This is a genomic window from Candidatus Berkiella cookevillensis (assembly GCF_001431315.2).
GTDB lineage: Bacteria > Pseudomonadota > Gammaproteobacteria > Berkiellales > Berkiellaceae > Berkiella_A > Berkiella_A cookevillensis.
Map to the genome: position 1 here is coordinate 2727334 of NZ_LKHV02000001.1, position 17591 is coordinate 2744924.

The 17591-nt window shown below is 39.7% G+C and carries 18 protein-coding genes; 7 read left to right on the forward strand and 11 right to left on the reverse strand.

From position 1 onward, the window contains the following. Positions 1-9 precede the first annotated feature (9 nt). The 4 genes from rpiA (at position 10) to rpmG (ending at position 2180) form a co-directional block, all read left to right on the forward strand. Positions 10-678 carry a ribose-5-phosphate isomerase RpiA gene (gene rpiA, locus CC99x_RS11725; RefSeq protein ID WP_057625178.1) on the forward strand — a complete coding sequence of 223 codons (669 nt, stop codon included), beginning with the start codon at positions 10-12 and terminating at the stop codon, positions 676-678. Between the two features lie 3 nt (positions 679-681). Then, positions 682-1305 (forward strand): thymidine kinase, encoded by a 624-nt coding sequence (locus tag CC99x_RS11730; RefSeq protein ID WP_057625179.1) that lies wholly within the window; start codon positions 682-684, stop codon positions 1303-1305. A gap of 468 nt (positions 1306-1773) precedes the next feature. Next, complete coding sequence (rpmB, locus tag CC99x_RS11735; RefSeq protein WP_057625180.1) at positions 1774-2010, forward strand: 50S ribosomal protein L28; 237 nt, start codon at positions 1774-1776, stop codon at positions 2008-2010. A gap of 11 nt (positions 2011-2021) precedes the next feature. Continuing rightward, positions 2022-2180 (forward strand): 50S ribosomal protein L33, encoded by a 159-nt coding sequence (gene rpmG / locus CC99x_RS11740; RefSeq protein ID WP_057625181.1) that lies wholly within the window; start codon positions 2022-2024, stop codon positions 2178-2180. A gap of 71 nt (positions 2181-2251) precedes the next feature. Here the strand turns inward: rpmG and CC99x_RS11745 are convergent, their stop codons facing one another. Continuing rightward, a complete protein-coding gene (locus CC99x_RS11745; RefSeq protein ID WP_057625182.1) occupies positions 2252-3436 on the reverse strand; it encodes a DesA family fatty acid desaturase in 1185 nt (394 codons plus the stop codon). Between the two features lie 370 nt (positions 3437-3806). On the opposite strand from CC99x_RS11745, the gene CC99x_RS11750 reads away from it, so the two are divergent. Beyond that, positions 3807-4661 carry a hypothetical protein gene (locus tag CC99x_RS11750; RefSeq protein ID WP_057625183.1) on the forward strand — a complete coding sequence of 285 codons (855 nt, stop codon included), beginning with the start codon at positions 3807-3809 and terminating at the stop codon, positions 4659-4661. 26 nt (positions 4662-4687) lie between these two features. Here the strand turns inward: CC99x_RS11750 and CC99x_RS11755 are convergent, their stop codons facing one another. Together CC99x_RS11755 and CC99x_RS11760 are read right to left on the reverse strand one after the other, a co-directional pair. Beyond that, entirely contained in the window at positions 4688-4939 is a 252-nt protein-coding gene (locus CC99x_RS11755) for a YfhL family 4Fe-4S dicluster ferredoxin (RefSeq protein ID WP_057625184.1), read from the reverse strand. Positions 4940-5004: 65 nt separating this feature from the next. Continuing rightward, positions 5005-6168 (reverse strand): hypothetical protein, encoded by a 1164-nt coding sequence (locus CC99x_RS11760; RefSeq protein WP_057625185.1) that lies wholly within the window; start codon positions 6166-6168, stop codon positions 5005-5007. A 63-nt stretch (positions 6169-6231) separates the two neighbouring features. Here CC99x_RS11760 and CC99x_RS11765 point away from each other — a divergent pair, with 63 nt between their 5' ends. Together CC99x_RS11765 and CC99x_RS11770 are read left to right on the forward strand one after the other, a co-directional pair. After that, positions 6232-7278, forward strand: coding sequence for a hypothetical protein (locus tag CC99x_RS11765; RefSeq protein ID WP_057625186.1), 1047 nt, complete (start codon positions 6232-6234; stop codon positions 7276-7278). Continuing rightward, positions 7259-8557 carry a pyridoxal phosphate-dependent aminotransferase gene (locus CC99x_RS11770; protein ID WP_057625187.1) on the forward strand — a complete coding sequence of 433 codons (1299 nt, stop codon included), beginning with the start codon at positions 7259-7261 and terminating at the stop codon, positions 8555-8557. Before CC99x_RS11765 ends, CC99x_RS11770 begins: the two co-directional genes overlap by 20 nt. Here the strand turns inward: CC99x_RS11770 and CC99x_RS11775 are convergent. From CC99x_RS11775 to CC99x_RS11810, 8 genes are all read right to left on the reverse strand, one after another. After that, entirely contained in the window at positions 8535-9260 is a 726-nt protein-coding gene (locus tag CC99x_RS11775) for a TylF/MycF/NovP-related O-methyltransferase (protein ID WP_057625188.1), read from the reverse strand. The genes CC99x_RS11770 and CC99x_RS11775 overlap by 23 nt on opposite strands. Positions 9261-9304: 44 nt before the next feature. Then, positions 9305-10024, reverse strand: a complete 720-nt coding sequence (locus CC99x_RS11780) for a TylF/MycF/NovP-related O-methyltransferase (RefSeq protein WP_057625189.1) — start codon at positions 10022-10024, stop codon at positions 9305-9307. 29 nt (positions 10025-10053) lie between these two features. Beyond that, on the reverse strand, positions 10054-10548 hold the full coding sequence (gene coaD / locus CC99x_RS11785; RefSeq protein WP_057625190.1) for a pantetheine-phosphate adenylyltransferase: 495 nt from the start codon (positions 10546-10548) through the stop codon (positions 10054-10056). Positions 10549-10732: 184 nt separating this feature from the next. Continuing rightward, a complete protein-coding gene (gene hemE / locus CC99x_RS11790) occupies positions 10733-11848 on the reverse strand; it encodes a uroporphyrinogen decarboxylase (RefSeq protein ID WP_057625191.1) in 1116 nt (371 codons plus the stop codon). 263 nt (positions 11849-12111) lie between these two features. Further along, entirely contained in the window at positions 12112-13581 is a 1470-nt protein-coding gene (locus CC99x_RS11795; protein WP_057625192.1) for an SPOR domain-containing protein, read from the reverse strand. A gap of 19 nt (positions 13582-13600) precedes the next feature. Continuing rightward, complete coding sequence (aroB, locus tag CC99x_RS11800; protein ID WP_057625193.1) at positions 13601-14710, reverse strand: 3-dehydroquinate synthase; 1110 nt, start codon at positions 14708-14710, stop codon at positions 13601-13603. Between the two features lie 5 nt (positions 14711-14715). Continuing rightward, positions 14716-15252 carry a shikimate kinase AroK gene (aroK, locus tag CC99x_RS11805; RefSeq protein WP_057625194.1) on the reverse strand — a complete coding sequence of 179 codons (537 nt, stop codon included), beginning with the start codon at positions 15250-15252 and terminating at the stop codon, positions 14716-14718. 199 nt (positions 15253-15451) lie between these two features. After that, positions 15452-17590, reverse strand: a complete 2139-nt coding sequence (locus CC99x_RS11810; protein WP_200953489.1) for a type IV pilus secretin PilQ — start codon at positions 17588-17590, stop codon at positions 15452-15454. Between the last annotated feature and the right edge of the window lies 1 nt (position 17591).

A 17591-nucleotide genomic window follows, 5' to 3' on the forward strand; every position in this document is an offset into this window, starting at 1 on the left:
GATATAATCATGACAACACAAAATGAACTCAAACAAAAAGTTGCTATTGCTGCTGTTGCAGAAATTGAACCAGGCACCCTTATTGGGGTTGGCACAGGCTCTACAACCAATCTCTTCATCGAGGCTTTAGCGCAATCTCCCATTCGTCATGAAATCATCGGCGCCGTGCCAAGCTCCTTAGCAACAGAGGCAAAATTAAAATCCTTTAATATTCCCATTGCGGATATAAATGATGGCATCATCCGCGTGTATATCGATGGTGCAGATGAATGTAATCATCATTGCGAATTAGTCAAAGGGGGCGGCGCAGCCTTAACGCGAGAAAAAATTATTGCTGCTATTTCTGAAAAATTTGTATGCATCATTGATGAGTCTAAATACAAACTCCAGCTGGGTGCTTTCCCCTTACCTGTAGAAGTGATTCCCATGGCCAGAAGTCATGTTGCAAGACAACTTGTACTATTGGGTGGTGATCCTGTGTATAGAGAAGGCTGTGTTACTGATAATGGTAATCACATTCTAGATGTACACCATTTAAACATTACCCAACCAATTGCCTTAGAAGAAAAGATTAATAACATCGTCGGTGTTGTTACCTGTGGGTTATTTGCCAAACGTGGTGCTGATAAGGTATTAATGGCAAACAACGCTGGCGTACAAGTGATCACACCGAGATAGATTATGGCTAAACTGTATTTTTACTATTCTGCAATGAATGCAGGCAAAAGTACTAACTTATTGCAGTCTAATTATAATTACCATGAACGGGGTATGGAAACTATTCTCTTTACCCCCAAACTGGATAATCGATTCACGGCTGGAAAAATTCATTCGCGTATTGGTTTAAATGCCGATGCAATTGCGTTTAACGATGCCACTCATTTATTTGAGGTGACTCAATTATGTCTACAAGAAGCCACAAGAAAAATAGCTTGTGTGCTAGTCGATGAAGCACAATTTTTATCTAAAGCACAAGTACATCAGTTATCTGAAATTGTAGATAAACTTCGTCTACCCGTGCTTGCTTATGGGCTACGCACGGATTTTCAAGGCAATCTATTTCCTGGTAGCCAATATTTGTTAGGCTGGGCAGATGAAATACAGGAACTCAAAACCATTTGTCATTGTGGAAAAAAAGCGACTATGAATGTGCGGCTTAATGAACAAGGTCGAGCGGTGACGCATGGAGACCAAGTGCTGATTGGTGGCAATGACACCTATATAGCAACCTGTAGAGCACACTTTAAATCTATGCGTGAAGAATCTCTCGCACTTGCCGAGCTTGCGACAGAGCAACCTGCTTAATAATTAGCAAAAATATTCTGTGCGTTGATGGCTATTTATTTTTTTAATATTTGATCTAACCTCACCCGCCCTACGAGCACCCTCTCCTGTCAACAGGAGAGGGAAAGTGCCACTACAATATTCTCCACTTTCGTCATCTCGGAATTTAGAAAGTTTTATAAATTAAAATTTTTAATGCCCAAGCTCTCTCAGTATTACTAGCATTTAAAGAGAGACCAGATAATAAGAAATAAAACTAAATACTTGCTCGTCCCTCTCCTGTCAACAGGAGAGGGTGCTCGTAGGGCGGGTGAGGTTAGATCAGCTTTTGGCAAAAGAACAGCGCTTCATACTAAACCACGCTATACTTTTGTCTGTCAACTAAAATATCAATTGCCATTCCTACGAGTGATCCATTGCGAAATAGAGGTTAATTTGGTATAAAGGCTGGCTCAACAGAATCATTTATAATTTAGGTAAGGGGAAATCATGGCAAGAGCATGTATGATTACCGGCATTGGTACAGCTCGTGGCAATCATGTTGCCCATTGTAACAAAAAAGTAAGACGTGACTTTAAAGCAAACGTCCACTGGAAAAGATTTTGGGTAGACAGCGAAAACCGTTTTGTCCGATTACGCGTATCCGGCCGTGGCATGCGTATTATTGATAAAAAAGGTATCGACACTATATTAGCTGTCTTACGCCACAACGGTGAAAAAGTCTAAAGGAGCCTATCATGGCAGCAGATACTATTAATGTAATTATGCGATCTACAGAATCTCGTTTTTTTTACACAACGACCAAAAATAAGCGCAATAAAGAAAAATTAAACTTAAAGCGCTATGATCCCGTTGTTCGTAAACATGTTATGTTTGTCGAAGAAAAGATGAAGTAGCACTAAAAATCGCTTTTTAAAAAAATCCCGGGAATTCCCGGGATTTTTTTATTCACTTATTTCTACTCTTATCAAGTAGGCGCTAAACAAAGGCTCTTAATGTAGGCAGAGAACTCTTCTAAAGATTTTATACCCGTTGCTTCCGCCTCTTTACACCAAAGCTGTAATGCAGTGATAAGCTCTTTTTCTTTAGCTTGTGTCTGCCCCCAAATCGATTGTAAACGCTCTCTAAAGTCGTATACCAGAGATAAAGAACGATTCTCTGACAATACATTTTGCAGATTTATTTTAGCTTGGGGCTTTAACAATGAAGATTCTCTCATCATTAAATCTTTCATCTTATCTAAAACCTGATTTTTTACACTCTTAAGATTTTGTGCTTCTTGACTAAAAGTTGGCGCAATAACTTTTTTAGAGTAACAAGCCATGATTTGGAAACGATTTGCTATCAATGCCTTAAGCGTATCAGTATCTATCTGCATCTTATTAGGCGCAGTATGTGCTTTAGGAATAACACGCTTCACACGGGCAAGCCCTAAAAAGGATAGCACGCAAATAATGCCCCACCCCATATCAAACTCCCACCACTTAGCAGATAGCTTAGCGGAAGTTGGATAAGTATGGTGATTATTGTGTAGCTCCTCACCCCCAATAAAAATGCCTAAAGGAGAGAGATTGCGAGCCTCATCTTTACACTCAAAATTTCTATATCCCCAATAATGGCCTATGCCATTGACAACACCCGCCGCCCAAAATGGAATCCATGCCATCTGTATAGACCAGACAGCCAAGCCAGGCACACCAAACAATAAAAGCTCCAGCGCCAAGAAAGAAAGAATGCCAAGCTTTGGATATTTTGAATACACATTCCTTTCAAGCCAATCATCTGGCGTACCCTGACCATAGCGCTCTAAGGTTTCTTTATTTCTTGACTCTTTACGGTACAATTCAGCTCCATGCCACAAAACGGTTTTAATACCCATTATTTGTGGACTATGTGGATCTTCCGCTGTTTCACAACGAGCGTGATGTTTGCGATGAATAGAGGCCCATTCTTTGGTTACCATGCCAGTCCCTATCCACAACCAAAATCTAAAAGCATGACTAATGATAGGGTGCAAATCTAAAGCGCGGTGCGCTTGATGTCGGTGCAAAAAGATGGTCACACCTGCGATTGTAATTTGCGTTGTAACTAAGGTTACTACTATGTATCCCCACCATGAGAGATTACATAACCCATAAAAGAAGTTTTCCACTATCTTACCCTCAGAATTATTTATATAACAAACATAAAAAATTATTCATACAACATGATTCTAAGCTACACGCTCAGTGCTCAGCAACTCAGCAATCCACAAGTCATTCTGAGCCTTAATATATGAAGGTACTTGAAGAGCTGCTTACTTACACGCAATGCTCAGTACAGGATATCTATTTTGCTTTAAAATCCAGCCTAATACAAAAAATTTTGAATGATAACTAATATCTAATGGCACTTACAGATTGCTATTTTCTTAAATAAGCGTATAACTCCAAAGACTGCATACAAATATAGCTAAAGCTTTAAGCCTATTCTATCGATAACTAAAAGTAGTTATCAGCACTTAACAAGCATTAAAAGCATCCATGACACAAGGCAAATCACTGATTATTCATCTCTTTATTTTGCTGCTACTCGGCGCTAGCTTAGGCTTAGTCTTTGTTTATCATCAATATTTTCAGCAGCAACTCACGGACAAACATCTTGCCTTAGACAAAGCGCAAACAGAAATACGTGCTCTAGAAAATGAAATTCGTCAAATAAAAGCCTCCTATGCACAGGCAACAAGCCCTGAAGCAAAAGCAGCACAAGCAGCGCTTTACGCGCAGCAACTCGAAAAAATGGCTCAAGAAAAACAAAACCTACAAAAAAACTATGACGCGCTTAATCTAAGCCTCACTGAATGCCAAACAACGCATGCAGCAGGAAACCTATCTTCCCCAAACAGCAATACTGCCACAGAACAAAGTAGCCAAGCTCTCCCCTTAGAAGCCCCACTCTCACCTACACCTCAAAGCTATCCTGAACCAGGCAAATCTGATAATACGATTAGCACCATTAATAACATGATAGAAAAAGATCATTTCGAATGCCCCATACCCCGTATCGTGAATAGCCATCTCGATACAGGACAATGGTCTGATATAGACATGAAATGGTGGGTTGATTTCACTTTTAGACCACTACGAGATGATGAAGAAGTTAAAAAACCTTTCCAAGCCTTGTTTGACGGCATCCATGTAGATTGCTACTACCGTATTGGTCCTGCTCATAATGAAGAAGAGATCAGTAATACCTGGATAGTTATCAAAGGGGTCAGTACCCATAAAGCAATTACGCCGAATAATGCTTGGCAACCTTGTGAGGTAGAGGGCTGCGAAAGAAGATGTGAATATGAAAATGGTACAAGTTGCAGCTTTGAACTTATAGATAAGCAATAATAATACAAATATGCGCAAATTGAGATTCATTTGATACGGATAAGTTGCTGATATTTTTTCTGCAATTCATCTTTACTTTCAACATAGGCCTCATGCAATGTAATACAATCCACAGGACAAACCTTCTGACATTGTGGTTCAGCGAAATGTCCAACACATTCTGTACATTGATGAGGATTGATTTCATAGATATCTTCGCCTTGTGAGATAGCTGTATTTGGACATTCCGGCTCACAGGCATCACAATTAATACAGTCGTCTGTAATTTTCAGTGCCATTACACGCTTATGTAGATATGCCTTTCATATGTACGCATATGCTAACACAAAAAAACCTTCTATTTTCATTTAAAATGCTTCCACCAAAGCTTGGCATACAACTTTGGGTGTCGCTTCAAAATACTTTCAAAAATTTTAAGAGAAACACGATTTGCTTCACCATAAAGCGGATTCTCATGAATACTAATATCAGGATTTGAGTTTGACTCAATGATGATGCCTGTAGAGCCAGGTTGTTCAATAGGCTTAGAAATATCCTCACAAGCAAGATCAAAACCAACCAATTTTAAATTTAAACGTTTAGCTGCACGACAAATCAGATCAATATTTTCTTCGCAAATAAGCGATATATCTAAAGCTTCCATGGTGCCACCCCATAAAGCATTAGAACAATAGCATAACATCACTGTCTCTCCTTTTTTAGGAACAGTCTCTAAAGTAATGCCAAGTTCTTCCATACGAATTGCATATTCTTCATTCACAGATAATTCATCTATACTTACTTTTCCAATGTAGGGTTTTCTACGCTCATTTTCAATTGCCATCAATTCGCTAATATTATGCACACCATCACCAAAAACACGAGCAGGAATTCTTTCTAACAAACCAATAACTTTATTATCTAACAGAAGTGCACGGTATGAACGTAACCCACCATGAAATTCTTCAACAGAAACAAATTCATGCATTTCAAAACAAAAGGCCAAATGTTTCTCAAGCAACTCATAATTTTTGATATTACAAAGCACATCCATGCCACCAAAGGTAAAACTCGTGGGTTTTGCAACAAGTGGAAATTTCAAATTGCCTATCCCCCAAGTTGATTTATTAAAGTCTTCCCTTGAAACCAAGGCAGCATTGGCAACAGGAATCCCCACATCTTTCAACAGCTTGTTCATAACTGCTTTGTTATCGGATACAAAACTGTCTGAACGGAGATTCAGCGGTGTAATCGAGCCTTTGAAGTAATAGTATTTATTTTCCAGTTTAACTTGCATACAGTGTTCATCTGAATAAAAATGAACTGGCAAACCTAAATCAAGCGCTGTTTGATAATATAGTTTTGCATTGATCGGCAAATTTGGCTGTTCTTTTCTCTTTGTTATATTAGCGTTCATGTTCCATTGACCGATGATATAATCATTCTTTGCGAGTGCTTTAATTATAGCAAGATAATAAAACTGGTTTTGAATACAAGCATTGTGCGCAATTTCAAAATTTAATGTCACCTTCAGCAGATATACACTACAATTTTATTATTCAATATCATTTCTATTCTCTAGCTAAAACGCATGTATATTAATACCAGGCTATACAAAAAATCAGCAGAATTATTACATCTTCCCATCATTGAGCATGAGGACTTCTGGATGATTGAAATACCACTGGGTAATCGTAATTATTTCTTCTGGAACAGAATCAATAGTTTTTCAATTCAAGCAAACGTCATCATTGGCATTGACAGATTACTAATAAATAAAATCTTAAGACGCGTCAAGCTACCCGTCACCAAAATGATAAAAATAAAAAGAGAAGACTTTGAATCTAAAAATTGGTCGCTTAACCCTTTAAAATTTCCTGTGAACATCATGACTGCTTATGATTTTGCCTACCAAGCAGATACTATTTGCAATATAGGAACACAACATAACTTGCTAGACCATATGAAATTAGTATTTGATGAGTGCGAAGAAATTGTCATAGAAGAATTTGATCCAAGGCTAAAAGCATATAATGTATTCTTATTTAAAAATAAGATTCTTAGTTGTGCCTCTTTACACTCGGCATTTGTTATCGGAGATGGTATTCACACCATTGCTCAACTCATGGAGATTGAGAATGACAGAAGGAGTGCATTAGTAGAAACCGTTGATATTGGTTTATTAAAAATGGATCTTGGCTACAAAGAAAATTTACATAGCCTGGGTCTAAGCTTAGATCATATCCCTGAGGCAGATGAAAAAATTATTTTAACGCTTGATCCAAGTCCACAACGTGGTGGTAGTACACAATCTTTTGATATAAAACGTATTCATCCACACATTGCGCAAACTTTAATAAAGGCTTCCACCGTACTCAATTTAGAGTGTATTTCTTTTAATATATCCTGCAAAGATATTAGTGAACCACCCAATACACAACCACTTTTTATCAGCCCATGTTGCTATCCAGATCTCAGTATGCATGAGACACCACTCTCAGGCGAAGGCATTGCCATCAGTAAAATAATGCTCAAAGATTTAATCTATCGTCATCCTTTTAGTTATCTTAAACATATTCTGTATTCTCTGTTCAACCATAATAATGAAGAACAACCCCATGAAATTACTAGCAGATAATATCATCCATTTGGAAACAGAAAGCGCTTTCAAGATTGGCGATCACATTTCTAAAGTACAGGCATCTGGCTTAGATGTGGTCAAACTGAATATTGGTGATCCAAATTTTGACATCCCTCATTTTATAAAAGATGAGATCAAAGCTCAATTAGATCAAAATAATACACATTACTGCGATCCCAAAGGCTTACTTTCATTCCGTGAAGCAATTTGTGAACGTATCAAACAAAGACAAAAAATATCCATCGTTCCAGAGCAGATTGTTGTGTTTCCTGGCTCAAAGACTTCTGTCGGGTTCTCCCAGCAAATATACTGCAATAAAGGTGACGAAGTTATCTATGCAATTCCTGGATTTCCAATTTATGAAATCTTTATTAACTATTTAGGTGCCAAAGCAGTGCCTATTCTCTTAAAAGAAGAATCTCATTTTGTAATGACGGCAGAACAACTTGCAGATGCTATCACACCAAAAACAAAACTCATTTATTTAAATTTCCCGTCTAATCCGACTGGCTCCATGCTTTCTCAAAGAGAAGCAGAAGCGATTGCAGATGTTATTTTGTCAAAATGCCATAAGAATGTAAGAATATATTCTGATGAAATCTATGAGGATTTGATATTTGATCAACAATCACACCATTCTGTAGCAAGCATTCCAGGGATGCAAGAGAGAACGATCATCAGTAGTGGACTCTCTAAGAATTTTTCTTGGACAGGTGGGAGAGTTGGTTACGCTGTCCTACCCACGATAGAAGAAGCAGAGATATTCAAAAAGCTGAATATTAACTATTTTTCGTGTGTGCCAGCTTATCATCAAGAGGCGGCAGCGGCTGCATTCAAGCACCCTCAAGCCTCGGATTATCTGGCAAAAATAGTCTCTACCTATCAGCAACGCAGAGATAGTATTGCAAAAGCCTTAAATGATATTAAAGGCATGTACTGCGCCATTCCTCAAGGAGCAATGTATTTATACCCCAATATCACTGAGATTTGTGAACATTTAGGTATCTCTGAAGTTTATAAAAATTTACCAGAGAATATTAAAAAACTCAGCTCTCCATCTACTATTTTCCAAATGTTTGCTCTTTATTATCATCAAGTTGCTGTCTTAGACCAGCGTGCATTTGGCGCACAAACGACCTACCAACAAAGCTATATGCGTTTATCTCTAACGGCTTCGCAAGAAATGCTAAACGCCGGTGTAAAGAAAATACAAACTGCTGCCGCAGATATTGATGGCTTTAAACAATATATCGTTAAAAACCTGCCGTTGTATTAGTTCTTTGCATGATAAACGCATTACTGGAAATACTATATTGCTTATAGGGTATTGCTTGAATATGTGGATTTACTTCTAAAAATTCTCTAAAGGCACGTGCTTCCCCTTTATTGGGATTGCCTTTGAATGCAAACCATTCATCGAACATGATCACCGTACCATCTTGTATTAAAGGCTCAACATGCGCTAACACCGTTTTACACGATTCATACAAATCAGAGTCAATGTGAATCAAAGCTGCTTTATTATATTTTGCGGGTATTGTTTTAGGAACAGTATCAGAAAAGAGCCCCACTTCAAGAATCGGTGCTTCATAGCCACAAACATCAAAAAGCTTAACAACATGTTCTGGCTTAATAGCTTCGCCAATTGCCAAAAAAGGGTGGTTGAGCCTTTCATTATTTTTAAAAACACTTTCATGCCATCTTGCATGCCCCTCTCCGATGGGTAAGCCTTCAAAAGAATCAAAACCAACTATTCTTCGTTGTATAGGTTTTTTCTCTTTGTCGCCCAACCATTCTGGCCATTTCTGATATTGTGTATTAAAAAGTGCAAATAATAGAAGACTAGCGCCCGCACCGACCCCAAACTCTAAAATATCACCTTCAATCATTTCATAATTCAACCAATACAAAATATCGCGAAATGCAAAATATCGAAAATCAGATAGCAACATTTGATGTGCTTTATCATAGGTATCCATATATAAGCTCCATGTAAATGCTTTATTTTATACAACACAATACACTACTGTATCACTGGCCCTCTGCGAAGAATAAAGGCATAGCTAGAGGTACTATATTGCTTATACGGTATTGCGCGAATATGCGGGTGCGCCTCTAAAAATTCCTGAAAGGCTCGCGACTCACCGCAGTCAGGATCACCCTTAAAGGCAAACCATTCATCAAACATAATCACAGTACCATTCTGTATCAAAGGCTCAATATGAAATAATACTGTCTTACAAGATTCATAAAGATCCGCATCAATATGAATCATAGCTGCTTTATTATATTTTTGGGGTAACACTTTAGGAACAGTCTCTGAAAATAAACCAATTTCGAGTATAGGTTTATCAAAACCACAGATATCAAACAATTTAAGAACATGTGCAGGCTTAATCACTTCACCTGTTTTTAGAAAAGGATGATTTCGTCTTTCATTATTTTTAAAGACATTCTTATACCACCGCGCATGTCCTTCTCCTGCGGGTAGTCCCTCAAAAGAATCAAAACCAACAAAATGTCTTTGCAATATTTGTTTGTCTTTATTGCCCAACCATTCAGGATGTTTCTGACATTCTTCATGAAAAAGAGCAAATAACAATAAACTAACACCTGCACCAACACCAAACTCTAAGATATCGCCTTCGACCATTTCATAGTTTAGCCATTGTACAATATCGCGAAATGCAAAATATCGATAATCAGATGCCAGCATTTCATATACTTTTTCGTATGCTTCCATAATGCAAATCCTTTGCTATATATTTGCTTCTACTTTTTAAATTTTTCTTTGAGCATCTGCTCGACAACAGTAGGTACAAATGTCGATATGTCTCCACCCAAAGATGCAACCTCATTTACCATAGAAGAGGAGAGGAAAGAATATTTCTCTGAAGGAATGAGAAACAGTGATTCAATATCCGCGGCCAAACGTCTATTCATATTAGCGAGTTGAAATTCATATTCAAAATCAGATACTGCACGCAAGCCACGAATAATTGCTTTTGCTTTTTTTTGTCTAGCAAAATCTGCTAACAAGATATTAAAGCCTTCAACCTCTACATTATCACAATGTGTTAATACTTCTTTGGCCAATCCAACACGTATAGCAAGTGAAAAAGCTGGGCCTTTGCGCGTATTCTCTGCAACAGCAACCACAACGTTTGAATATAGCTTTGATGCACGTTCTATCAAATCAATATGACCATTAGTAATGGGATCAAAAGTACCAGGAAATATAACCGTATATGCTTCATGTTGTTTCATATTTTATTCAATCCTATTTGACCACCCATTATCACCGCATTATTCTTGGCGACTATATAGTCACAGCACATGAGTTTCACCCGCAAGGGGCACAATGTAGGGTAGGCGTCGAGCCTCGAGCAACCAGAGTGTACATAAAAGTACATGAGGATTGCGAGAGGACGAAGACAACACCCCCGAAAGCTCATGTGCGAAGACTATACATTTCAACCCATTCGATTAAACGTTCTACTTGCTCCGGTGGTGTCTGAGGTAAAATACCATGCCCCAAGTTAAAAATATGCCCTGGCTGCTTGCCATGCGATTGTATGACACGTGCCACTTCTTGTTGCAACATGTCAGGTGTTGCCATTAATAAAGTAGGATCTAAATTACCTTGTAAGGCTATCTTCTGGCCGACTTGCTCTCGAACCCAACCCAAGTCTACCGTCCAATCAATGGACAATCCTTCTATACCCAGCGCAACTAAATCAGAAAAAAGTGTATATTTACCTTTGGCAAAGAAAATAATAGGCGTTGATTTTGTTGCTTCATCTGCTTTTAAAGCTTTTACTATTTTTTGAACCGCAGCTAAAGAAAAACGCTTATAGGCATGATCGGATAAAATACCACCCCATGTATCAAATATCATCAGTGCTTTCACACCTGCTTTTACCTGCGCTTTGAGGTATTTTATGGTTGTTTCTGACAGCTTATCTAACAATAATTCTACTGTTTCAGGTTGTTGCCAAGCCAAGGTTTTAATTTTACTAAAATCCTTGCTAGTGCCCCCCTCAACCATATAGGTTGCCACTGTCCAAGGACTGCCACAAAAGCCAATCAAAGGAATATTGTTTAGCTCTTTAACAACCAGTTTAATCGCATCACTGACAAAGGATAATTTATCTGCTGCTTCATTGGTCTCCAATTGCTCAACTTGCTTTAAACTTTCAATGCGAGGCGCAAACACAGGACCTTCTCCTTCTTGGAAAGAAAGCGGTAATCCCATGGCTTGTCCAATCAACAGGATATCAGAAAATATAATAGCTGCGTCCAAACGATAACGACGCAATGGCATCATCGTGACTTCGCAGGCAAGCTCTGGATTTTGGCAAAGTACGATAAAATCTTTTACCTGACTTCTTAATTTGCGATACTCCGGCATATATCGACCTGCTTGTCTCATCAACCACACAGGCGTTCTTTCAACAGGTTGGCACTTGAGTGCTTGTAAAAAAAGACTGGAAGTATCTTTCTCAACAGGCGTAAAAGGATGTGTATTTGAAGAATTGCTGGTCGTGCTGAGCGTATCTTTTACCATGACTTAACTAACTTCTTTTTGATAGGATGGTTCATTTTAACGGATATGGCTAGCGCCGTCGAGGAATTGAGGGGGTGCTTCAGTACTGTCTTTTCCCCCGTTCGCAAAGCGAACATATGCCCCTCGACCATTTATTCGTAGGGGCCGGTCTCTGTGCCGGCCCATCACATTCAGGGCGGACACAGCGGTCCGCCCCTACATAATCCATCTCATCATTTGTTGTCAAAGGGAGTCGCCGTCTGCGGCGGAAGGGTTTTCAAAATTTAACCCTGAGCTGAATTAATTTCTTGCTGAACGCTCTCTATGCTTCTCACCCATGGTTTAACATTTTGTCTCAATGCTGGAGGCAAAGTTTGTATTGCTTTCTGTGCAGATTCTTTGCTTGGATATTCTCCCAACACAACCACATACCAAAGATCGCCTTTGACTTGTTTGCGGTATGTATAGGCTTTATCGGCAATTTTATGTGTATTGATAAATTGCTTAATACTGGCTTGATTTTTACCACCCATTAACTGCAAAGTATAAAATTTAGCATTTGCATTTAATAATTTATTTTCTGCACTTAACAATGTTTTTGTTGCCGGCTTGGCAGTGGCTTGTTTGCTCACAGGTATTGCAGGCGCAACTGTTTTAAGGTCAACTGCTGCAGCTGTCTTGCTAACAGTTGCTGCCTTATCTGCTGCCGTGACATCACTGACAACCGCAGTAGTGGCAACACCACTGCTATTATTGTCCGTCGCAGCAAGTATAGGCGCTTGATTTGCATTTGTCTGTGTTGTTGCATTCCCTTCTTGCACTGCACTCGCATTTGTCATTGCTTCTCTAGAAGCAGACAGTACTTTGATATTTAAGGGCTGCGAGCTTGTTTCCCAATTTACTTCTGCCAACTGTGCAGCTTGTGTGGGTGGATTCTGCCATTCTGCATCGTCCATCGGGTTTAGGCTTAAATAAATGATACCCAAGCCCACACCTGCAAGTGCACCTAGGGCAATAGGATGAACAAGCATCTGCCTTGCTCGATCTAAAGAAAGTGTTTTAGTGGCCATATTAACTCCATGTGGCTTTGCGGTTTTTCTACTCACCGGCTCTTGAAAAATGTGATCTGATTGATGCTCGAATAACCCATCTTCATCTAAATCAGCTAAAGTATTTTTCTTTACAGTAGGAGGCATTGTAGCGGCTCTTTTTACCGTATCTATGCTTGCTTGTGCTAATTCTAAGGTATGGCTATGACCTTTAATGATAGATTGAAACTCATCTTGCGCTAAGGTTTGCTCTAATTCTGGCTGTCCAAATAAAATAATATGTAATTGTCTTCTCGGCTCAAGATCCGTTTGTGAAAGCTGTAAAAGTGCTTTTAAACACTCTGGCGACATGAAATCAGCATCATCAACCAGCAAAACCCAGGTTGAATCCTGGTGTTGTGCTATGCCATCTGCCTCTACTTGCAAGGGCAGCGTACTCTGTTTATCCCACGGCAGATTAAAGAGTTGCGCAATTTTCTGCATCATCGCATCCACTGTTTTCTGCTCAGAATACAAGGCATGTTTATATAATCTAGGCAAAGGCAAATCAAGAAAATATTGAATGAATTCTGTTTTACCAGAATTATGAGGTGCTACAACGCACAACACATTTTGACTAAATTGACATAAATGAGCGAGTAATTCTGCTTGCTGTTGCCATAATGCGACACGCGGTGTTGGTTTTTTGAGAGGCTGGTTTTCCATCTGTATCAGGTTCCCTGGTTCACATGGGTTCTTTCCATCGACTTAAAACTGTTTTCACACTTTCTATGTCCACGTTACTCAAAATCTCTGCACATCCAAGTTGAGACAAGAGCACCCAATTCATTGTTTGGTTATATTTTTTATCTAAGCTGATTTTATCAATAATTGCTTCAATGGATAAAGTGTTTGGCACATGAGTAGGTAGTCCAATTACTTCTAATAAGGCAACTAATCTATCCAATACAGTATAAGAAAGTGCATTCAATTCGCAAGCTAAATGGGTGGCAATCACCATGCCTATGGCAACGGCCTCACCATGCAATATGCTTTTGAAATCAAGCAGACTTTCAATTGCATGACCGATGGTGTGTCCAAAATTTAAGATCATGCGATGACGTGATTCAAATTCATCCTCACTCACAACCAAAGTTTTCAGCTGACAAGAACGGTAGATAGCTTGTGTACATAAAGTCATATCTTCATACAGTTGACTTGCATTTTTTTCTATCCAATTAAAAAAATCTGCGTCCTGTATGAGACCATACTTTATCATTTCAGCAAGCCCAGCATTAAATTCTCGTTTGGGCAAGGTTAACAAGGCTGTAGGATCAATGATAACAGCTTTGGGAGAATAAAAAGCACCAATTAAATTTTTACCCAGTGCATGATTAACCGCTGTTTTGCCACCGATTGCAGCATCAATCTGTGCTAAAAGTGATGTAGGGCATTGTATAAAATCTATACCCCGCAGATAACAACTTGCAGCAAAGCCTGTTAAATCGCCCACAACACCGCCTCCTAATGCAAGCATCAAAGCATCACGACGGTATTGGTTTTGCAAACAATGCGCCCACAGCGCTTCTGCTTGGGAGATTGTTTTATGTTGATCGCCTTCAGGAATGATATGCAATGCAATTTTGCTGGCAGAAAGGCTACGTGCCGTTGCTTCTAGGACAGGGAAATAACGATCGGCAATCAATTGATGCGACACAACTAAAATGTGTCTATTTTCCAGTAATGGCTTAAGAAGCGTTGTATTTTGATAGGCGCGTGACATTACCCATACAGGATAATCACCACGCTTTGATTTAACCCAGAGTGGTTTTTCTGTATCGATTGTTGGCATCATGAGGTCTAAGTCAGAAGATGTTCTTTTTCAAGAACGCGAATGACTTCCAAAGCAACGGATCGTACGGTGCGACCATCTGTATCAATAATCACATCTGCAATCTCACGATAAAGAGGATCTCTTGATTCCATTAAACCATCTAACTTCTCTTCTCTTGGCATATCTTTTTGCTGAAGCAATGGTCTTCTCTTATCTTTGGCAGTGCGCTTTAGTTGTTGTTCAACAGTGGTAAACAGATAAACAACCGTGCCTCGGGCAGCGAGCTTGTTTCTATTCTCGGCGCTTAAAATGGCGCCACCGCCTGTTGCCAAAACCAAACCCTGTCGTTGACTGAGTTCATCAATCACTATTTCTTCGCGCTTTCGAAAGCCTTCTTCGCCTTCAACATCAAAAATCCAGCCAATATCCGCACCTGCTCTGTCTTCAATTTCTTGATCGACATCACAGAATTCAAGCTTCAATTCCTTAGCGAGTTGTTTGCCAATCGTGCTTTTACCAGCACCCATTGGTCCAACAAGGAATAAGTTAATTGATCGCTTCATACGCCTCTTGATTTGTATTTAAGTATTTTGACTTCGTTATGCATATTAAAAACGAAACCTAGGTTTAGGGAGTAGACCAACAAAAGATAAATCCCCTGGGTCTCATTTCACAGTTCGGCAATAGTATAGCATCTTGCCTAAGATAAGCGCTAGCAAGAATGGGTCAGCTCATCGACCCATATTATACTTTTATCTCTTGCTATGTCACCCCCTCCTGAATAATCTTTGGCGTGACAAAAATTAAGAGTTCATTTCTCTTATCTAAATTTGTTTCGCTTTTAAACAACCAACCAACTAAAGGCAGATTGCCTAAAAAGGGTACTCGTCTAACTTGCCCATTCTTTTCTTGCTGATAAATACCACCCAAGACAACGGTCTCACCATTTGCCACTAATACTTTGGTATGCATTTCTCTTGTATTGATAGAGGGTACACCATTGACAGAAAGTGTACCTCGAGAATCTTGATTGACTGTTAAATCTAAAATAATTTTATCGTCTGGCGTAATTTGCGGCGTTACCTCCAAGCGTAATACCGCTTTTTTAAAAGCAACAGAGGTTGCACCACTGGATGAGCTTTCTTGATAAGGAATTTCCTCACCCGCTTCAATATAGGCTTGTTGTTGATTAGAAGTCACAATACGTGGGCTGGCTACAATTTTACCCAAACCCTCAGACTCCAAGGCGGCTAATTCTAAGTCAAGAATAGTGCCCCCTGGTAACGAAGCAACCGTTAAGCCCAAAGAAGAAGTACCCCCTGTTGAGATTGCCGCAGGCAAGTCAACCATGAGCCTTTCTGCGACTGAGGTTGCCGCAACAGCCGCTGTTGGATTTTGTGCCAAGGCAATACCACTACTGCCCGCATTATGACCCGCCACCCCTAAGACAGGCTCATTGCCCGGGCGCAGTTTTGCAGCAGCCCCAAATTTAACCCCCAGCGCATCTTCAAAATCATCTGTTGCAAAAACAACCCGCGACTCAATCAATACTTGTCTAACCGGCATATCTAAGCGATGCACCAATTTCCTAATCTCATCCAATTTCTGCGCTGTATCTTGTACAAGCAAGGTATTGGTTCTTTCATCCACAGAGGCCGTGCCTCTAGCGGAAAGTAAGGAATTATTTTCATCTTTTAACAAGCCAGCAATACTTGCAGCCTTTGCATAGTTGATCTGAATGTATTCAGCACGCAAAGGTGCCAAATCCTGAACTTGCTGCGTTGTTTGTAACTCCAATTTCTCTCGCGCTGATATCTCTTCTGTAGGCGCCACCAACAAGACATTGCCCACTTGACGTTTTGCCAACCCTTTTGTTCTCATAATGATATCTAAAGCTTGATCCCAAGGCACATTTTTCAAGCGTAAGGTCACACTGCCTCGCACCGTATCACTCGACACAATATTGAGCCCGGTAAAATCTGCTATCAACTGCAGGACAGCTCTTACTTCAATATCCTGAAAATTCAGCGACAATCTTTCGCCGGTATATTCAAAGGCCTTCTCCTTAAGCGCATCCTTTTCTTGCTTTGTTAAAGGGCGCACTTCAATGGTAAAGCGATTATCAGCTTGATAGGCGATATGCTCTGCATAGCCTTCCATTTTAATGGTCATTTCAACATCAGAACCTTGCTGTATGCTATTTACAGAAACAACTGGCGTTCCAAAGTCGGTGACATCTAGCTTGCGCTGTAACTGCGCTGGCAAGTGCGCATTGACAAATCTCACCCGTATTTGAGAGCCTTCTTCTTTCAACTCAATGGCAACATTCTGATGGCTTAAATCAACCATGACGCGCCCATCTGATTGCGCACCTCTTCTAAAATCTATATTGTTGATTGAAAATTGCCCTGCTATTTTTTTTGCAAAGGCATGACCACTGAAGGGATCTGTACTTTGTGCCGCAGGAATACCCGCAGCAATAACAATATTGACGTCGCTGCCTTCCACACTCATTTGATAGGGCACAGACTCATTTAAATCAATGACAACGCGGGTGCGGTTGTCTGCCTCAACCACACTAACACGTCTTACCGCGCCTAAATTATATTCCGCTCGAGCGGCATCAGATGCCAATCCATTTTTAACACCCGGCAAATCTAAAACTATCTTTGCTGGATTTTCAATTGCAAAGTTTTTAGGCTCTGTGATGGGGTGGGATAATTTTAAATTGACTTTAATTCGATTGCCTTCGATGCTCGAAACTTGCACCGCCCTTAATTGCAAACCATGCGCTGATGCCGCATTTCTAGCCTGTGGCGCAGCAGTAGCACTCGCCACATACCCAAGCAAAGCAAATACTAAAAGCATGCAACCAACGACACTGCGCTGTAACTTAGCCATA